Origin of the sequence: uncultured Amaricoccus sp., from assembly GCF_937891315.1 — a bacterium.
Taxonomy (GTDB): Bacteria; Pseudomonadota; Alphaproteobacteria; order Rhodobacterales; family Rhodobacteraceae; genus Amaricoccus.
This window is the reverse complement of sequence record NZ_CALAGI010000017.1, coordinates 1-5,888: the sequence shown is the minus strand read 5'-3', so window position 1 is coordinate 5,888 and position 5,888 is coordinate 1. Positions and strand designations below refer to the sequence as shown.

4 protein-coding genes are annotated in these 5,888 nt (G+C 70.8%); all 4 read left to right on the top strand.

All coding sequences use genetic code 11. The features are described from left to right. Positions 1–267: 267 nt before the first annotated feature. The 4 genes from Q0480_RS01280 to Q0480_RS01265 all read left to right on the top strand — a co-directional run bounded on the left by Q0480_RS01280 (position 268) and on the right by Q0480_RS01265 (position 5,744). Positions 268–1,431 carry a putative peptidoglycan glycosyltransferase FtsW gene (locus tag Q0480_RS01280; RefSeq protein ID WP_299129870.1) on the top strand — a complete coding sequence of 388 codons (1,164 nt, stop codon included), beginning with the start codon at positions 268–270 and terminating at the stop codon, positions 1,429–1,431. 34 nt (positions 1,432–1,465) lie between these two features. Then, complete coding sequence (locus Q0480_RS01275) at positions 1,466–2,593, top strand: UDP-N-acetylglucosamine--N-acetylmuramyl-(pentapeptide) pyrophosphoryl-undecaprenol N-acetylglucosamine transferase (RefSeq protein ID WP_299129874.1); 1,128 nt, start codon at positions 1,466–1,468, stop codon at positions 2,591–2,593. Next, a complete protein-coding gene (gene murC / locus Q0480_RS01270; RefSeq protein WP_299129872.1) occupies positions 2,565–3,995 on the top strand; it encodes a UDP-N-acetylmuramate--L-alanine ligase in 1,431 nt (476 codons plus the stop codon). The genes Q0480_RS01275 and murC overlap by 29 nt, the downstream gene beginning before the upstream one ends. Positions 3,996–4,097: 102 nt before the next feature. After that, entirely contained in the window at positions 4,098–5,744 is a 1,647-nt protein-coding gene (locus Q0480_RS01265) for a winged helix-turn-helix domain-containing protein (protein ID WP_299129869.1), read from the top strand. Positions 5,745–5,888 lie beyond the last annotated feature (144 nt).

The window sequence follows — 5,888 nt, the reverse complement described above, 5'->3', positions numbered from 1 at the left end:
TTGGCAGAATTCCTATCGGGCAGGACGAGGGGCCCCGCCAAAGGGCGGGGAGAAATCCGACTCGCGGCCAACAGGCCGCTCCTTACCGGCCGCGACAGCGGCCGCCGGGCCCAAGGGCCGCGCGCCCGCGGGAGGTCACCGCCCACGAAACGCTGGCAAGGCAGCCGATTAGCCGGTAGAGTGCACGCAAAATCATCGGCCGGACCCAGGGATCGGCTGAAAAAGCGAACGAGCGCAGGCAAGGCAGATGGGAAAGGGCAGTTCCCGATGACCGAAATGGTCTATGGCGCCGTGCCGGCACGGCCCGGCGAGGCAATCATCCCCGAATGGTGGCGGACCGTGGACCGCTGGTCGCTCGCCGCGATCGTCGGGCTGTTCCTGATCGGGCTGCTGCTCTGCCTCGCGGCGTCGCCGCCGCTCGCCGTGCGCAACGGGCTCGATCCCTTCCACTATGTCTGGCGCCAGGTCGCCTTCGGCGCGCTCGGGCTCGCGGTGATGCTGGTCGTCTCGATGACCTCGCCGCGGCGGCTGCGGCGCTGGGGCGTCGCCGCCTTCTTCCTGTCCTTCGTCGCCCTCGCGCTGCTGCCGGTCTTCGGCACCGATTTCGGCAAGGGCGCGATCCGCTGGTACTCGCTGCGCGTGGTCTCGGTGCAGCCGTCGGAGTTCCTGAAACCCACCTTCGCGATCTTCGCCGCCTGGCTGATGGCGGCGAGCTACGACATCAAGGGCCCGCCCGGCAAGGCGCTCAGCTTCGCCGTCGCCGTCACCCTGACCGCGATCCTGGCGCTTCAGCCCGACTTCGGTCAGGCGGGCCTCGTCATCGCAACCTGGGGCCTGATGTATTTCGCCGCCGGCGCGCCGGTCGCGCTGCTCGGCACCGTCGGCGCCGGGGTGATCGGCGTCGGCTGGTTCGCCTACCACAATTCGCAGCACGTGGCGCGGCGCATCGACGGTTTCCTCTCGTCCGAGGTCGATCCGCTGACCCAGATCGGCTATGCCACCAACGCGATCCAGGAGGGCGGCTTTCTCGGCGTCGGCGTCGGCAACGGCTCGGTGAAATGGACGCTGCCGGATGCCCATACCGATTTCATCATCGCGGTCGCGGCCGAGGAATATGGCCTCATCCTCTGCGTGGTGATCCTCGCACTCTATCTCACCGTCGTGGTGCGCTCGCTGTCGCGGTTGGTGCCGGAACGCGACCCTTTCATCCGCCTCGCCGGCACCGGGCTCGCCGCGCTGCTCGGCATGCAGGCGCTGATCAATGTCGGCGTCGCGGTGCGGCTGCTGCCGGCCAAGGGCATGACCTTGCCGCTCATCTCCTATGGCGGCTCGTCGCTGATCGCCGCCGGCTTCGGGCTCGGCATGCTGCTCGCCATGACCCGCACGCGACCTCGGCACGAAATGGACGATATTCTTGGCCCCGCCCGCTGATCCCCCGCCCATCGGACCCCTGCCCGCCGGCCCCCTGCCCACCGGTCCCCTGCTCGTCATCGCGGCCGGCGGCACGGGCGGGCACATGTTCCCGGCGCAGGCGCTGGCCGAGGAGATGCTGGCGCGCGGCTGGCGGGTGCTGCTCTCGACCGACGGCCGGGGCGCGCGCTACGCCGGCGGCTTCCCCGCCGAGGTCGAACGCCGGGTGACCGCCGCCGGCACCTTCGCGCAGGGCGGCCTTCTCGCCCGGCTGCTGGCGCCGTTCGCCATCCTCGCCGGTGTCGGCGCAAGCCTCTGGGCGATGCTGCGCGATCGCCCGGCCTGCGTCGCCGGCTTCGGCGGCTATCCCGCGCTGCCGGCGATGATCGCGGCCTGGATCCTGCGGATACCGCTGCTCATCCATGAACAGAACGGCGTGCTCGGCCGCGTCAACCGGCTGTTTGCCAGGCGCGTCGATGTCGTCGCCTGCGGCACCTGGCCGACCGACCTGCCGGCGGGCGCGCGGCATCTGCATACCGGCAATCCGGTGCGCGCCAGGGTGCTCGACCACCGCGCCGCGCCCTATGTCGCACCCGGCGAGCGGCCGATGGGGCTCGTCGTCATCGGCGGCAGCCAGGGCGCCGGCCTGTTCTCCCGGGTGATGCCCGAGGCGCTGATGCTGCTCGACGCCCCGCTCCGCGACCGGCTGCGCCTCTCCCAGCAGGTGCGCCCCGAGGACATGGCCCGCGCCCAGGACAGCTACCGCGCCCTGCGCATCCGGTCCGAGCTGCGCGGCTTCTTCGACGACGTGCCCGAGCGGCTGGCCGGCGCCACCCTCGTCATCAGCCGCGCGGGCGCCAGCTCGATCGCCGATATCACCGTGATCGGCCGCCCGGCCATCCTCATCCCTTTCGCGGCCGCGACCGACGACCATCAGGCGGCGAACGCGGCCGGGCTGGTTTCCGCCGGTGGCGCCTTCATGATCCGCGAGGACGCATTGACGCCCGACCTGCTGGCCGGGCACATCACCGCGATCCTCTCGGACCCGGAGGGCGCCGAGGCCATGGCGGCGGCCAGCCTCGCAGAGGGGCGCCCCGATGCCACGCAACATCTGGCGGATCTCGTCGAGCATCTCGCCCAACAAGGAGCAGCGCATGAACGGACAGACCCGGCTTCCCCATGACATCGGAGCCATCCATTTCACCGGCATCGGCGGCATCGGGATGTCCGGCATCGCCGAGGTGCTGCTGAACCATGGCTTCACGGTGCAGGGCTCGGACCTGAAGGCGAGCCCGATCACCGACCGTCTGGCGAAGCAGGGGGCGCGGATCTTCATCGGCCAGGCGGCCGAGAATATCGAGGGCGCGCAGGTCATGGTGATCTCCTCGGCGATCAAGCCGGGCAATCCCGAACTCGACGCCGCCCGCGCCCGCAACCTGCCCGTCGTGCGCCGGGCCGAGATGCTGGCCGAACTGATGCGGCTGAAGTCGAACGTCGCCGTCGCCGGCACCCATGGCAAGACCACGACCACCTCGATGGTCGCCGCGCTGCTCGACGCCGGCGGCATGGATCCGACGGTGGTCAATGGCGGGGTGATCCACGCCTATGGCTCGAACGCCCGCATCGGCGCCGGCGACTGGATGGTGGTTGAGGCCGACGAGAGCGACGGCAGTTTCAACAAGCTCCCCGCCACCATTGCCATCATCACCAATATCGACCCCGAGCATCTCGACCATTACGGCGATTTCGAGGCCCTGAAGGCGGGGTTCGACACCTTCGTCTCCAATATCCCGTTCTACGGCCTCGCGGTCTGCTGCGTCGATCATCCCGAGGTTCAGGCGCTGGTCGGCCGGATCAGCGACCGCCGGGTGGCGACCTACGGCTTCAACCCGCAGGCCGACGTTCAGGCGCGCAACCTGACCTTCGAAAACGGCGGCGCCCGGTTCGACGTGGTGCTGAACGCCGAGGAAGGCCGGGTGATCGAGGGGCTCAGGCTGCCGATGACCGGCGACCACAATGTCTCGAACGCCCTCGCCGCCATCGCCGTCGCCCGGCACCTGAAGATCTCGAAGGAGGCGATCCGCAAGGCGCTGGCCGGTTTCGCCGGGGTCAGCCGCCGCTTCACCAAGGTCGGCGTGGTGAATGGCGTGACGATCATCGACGACTACGGCCACCATCCGGTGGAGATCGCCGCCGTGCTCAAGGCCGCGCGCCAGGCGACCAAGGGCCGGGTGATCGCCGTGCACCAGCCGCATCGCTACAGCCGGCTGCGCGATCTCTTCACCCAGTTCTGCGCCGCCTTCAACGACGCCGACACCGTGGCGATCGCCGACATCTATTCGGCCGGCGAGGCGCCGATCGACGGCATCAGCCGCGACACCCTGGTCGGCGGACTGATCGCGCATGGCCATCGCCGCGCGCTGCCGCTGGCCGGCGAGGAGGCGCTGGCCGATTTCGTGCGCGCCGAATGCCGGCCGGGCGACATGCTGGTCTGCCTCGGCGCCGGCTCGATCAGCGCCTGGGCGAACGCCCTGCCCGGCCGCCTCGCCGAGAAGAACGGCGCCAGGGAACCCGTCGAGGCCTGATCCGGCGTCAACCTGACCGGAAGCAAAGCGCGCGCGGCGCTTCCCCGCTACGCGCTCGCCTGATCTCGTGATATGATCCCCCTCAAGCGGGGGAGCAACGCCATGAACGCTCAGGGTCCGGAGCCGTTCAGGATCGGCTCCGTAACCGTCGATATCGCCAACGAGCGCCTGACCGGCGCCTCGGGCCAAGCGATCACCCTGCGCCGCCAGAGCTTCGCCGTCCTGCGCCGGCTCGCCGCGACGCCCGATCAGCTCGTGACCAAATCCGCCCTGATGGACGAGGTCTGGCCGGGCCTCGCCGTCACCGACGACAGCCTCGTCCAATGTATCCACGAAATCCGCCGCGCCCTCGGACCCGAGGGGGAGCAGGCGCTGCGCACCGTTCCGCGCCGCGGCTACATGCTCCACATGCCGCCGGCGGAAGCCCCCGAGCCGGCCCCGGCGCGCGGCCCGCGCTGGCGTTTCCGCTGGGCCGGCCTGCTCGCCCTCGCGCTCCTGGTCGTTGTCGCCGGACTCCTCGTCGGGGCGCGCCGAGCCTCGCAAGCGCCATCGCGGGTTCCCGTCGTCGCCGTCATGCCCTTCGCCGATGAAAGCGGCGCCTATCTCGGCGCGGGCGTGGCCGAGACCATCATCGCCATGCTCGGCCGGGTGCCCGAAGTCGGCGTGATCGCCCAGCGGTCGAGCTTCGCCCTTCACGGATCCGGCCAGGATGTGCGCGCCATCGGCGAGACGCTCGGCGCCGACTACGTCCTGGAAGGCAGCCTGCGGCGCGAGGGCGAGCGCCTGCGCGTCACCGCGCAGCTCGACGAAGCCCGTGCCGGGCGACAGGTCTGGGCGGATCAGTTCGACGAGGTCGGCGACGACCCGGTCGCCCTCGCCGACGCCGTCGCCGGCCGCATCATCTTCGCCCTCGCCGGCCAGCGGGGCGAACTCCGCCGCGCCGAATACGCCCGCGCCTGGGGCAAGGACGAGGCGCGCCTCGGCGAATACGACTATGCGATGCGCGCGCAGGACCGGATGTTCGCGGATTCCACCGCGCGCGGCAACGCCGCCGCCGATGCCATCATCCGCGAGGGGCTGACGCACTATCCCGAATCAACGCATCTGAAGATCAAGCTCGCCTGGAACGACTGGCGGCGCGCCTATAATTTCTGGAGCGCGGACACGGCGGCCATGGAGGCCGATTTCGCCTCCGCCACCCGCCTCGCGCGCGAGCTCGAGGCGACGCCGAACCTCCAGCCCTGGGTGGCGATGGGCACCCATTCGCTCCTCGGCTACGCCGCGATGCGCGAGGGCGACTGGAAGTCGGTGCGGCGCCAGGCCGACATCGTCCAGGCGCTGGCGCCCTACGACGCGTTCGAGATCACCGACCTCGCCGAAACGCTGGTCCCCGCCGGCGACTACGACCGCGCGCTCGCCAATATCGAGTTCGGCGCCGCGCGCAACCCGGCGGACGTCGATTATCAGCACGCGCTCCGCGGCTGGATCTATCGGCTTCAGGGCCGCCTCGCCGACTCGGCGCGCGAATCCGAGGCGGCGTCGCGGCTCGAACCCTATCAGCGCCTGCAATATGCGATCACGCTCCAGCGCCTCGGCCGCCTCGACGACGCGCGCGCCGCGGTTCGGACGGCGCGCGCCAGCGATCCCGACCTCGGCCTCGCCGCCTGGCGCGCCGCCACCTTCTACGCCGATCCCGCGCTGCTGCCCGCCGACCTCGCCGATCTCGCCGCCGCCGGCCTGCGGGAATAGCGCCGCCCGAATTCGTAGGGCGGACCTCGGTCCGCCCGGGCCTAATACCGACGGCCGTTTGCCTTGACCTTCCAGCCGAGCGTGCCGACGGCACGCGAGGCACAGGCGCGAGAAAGCGGACGCATCGCGTCCGCCGCGCCGATC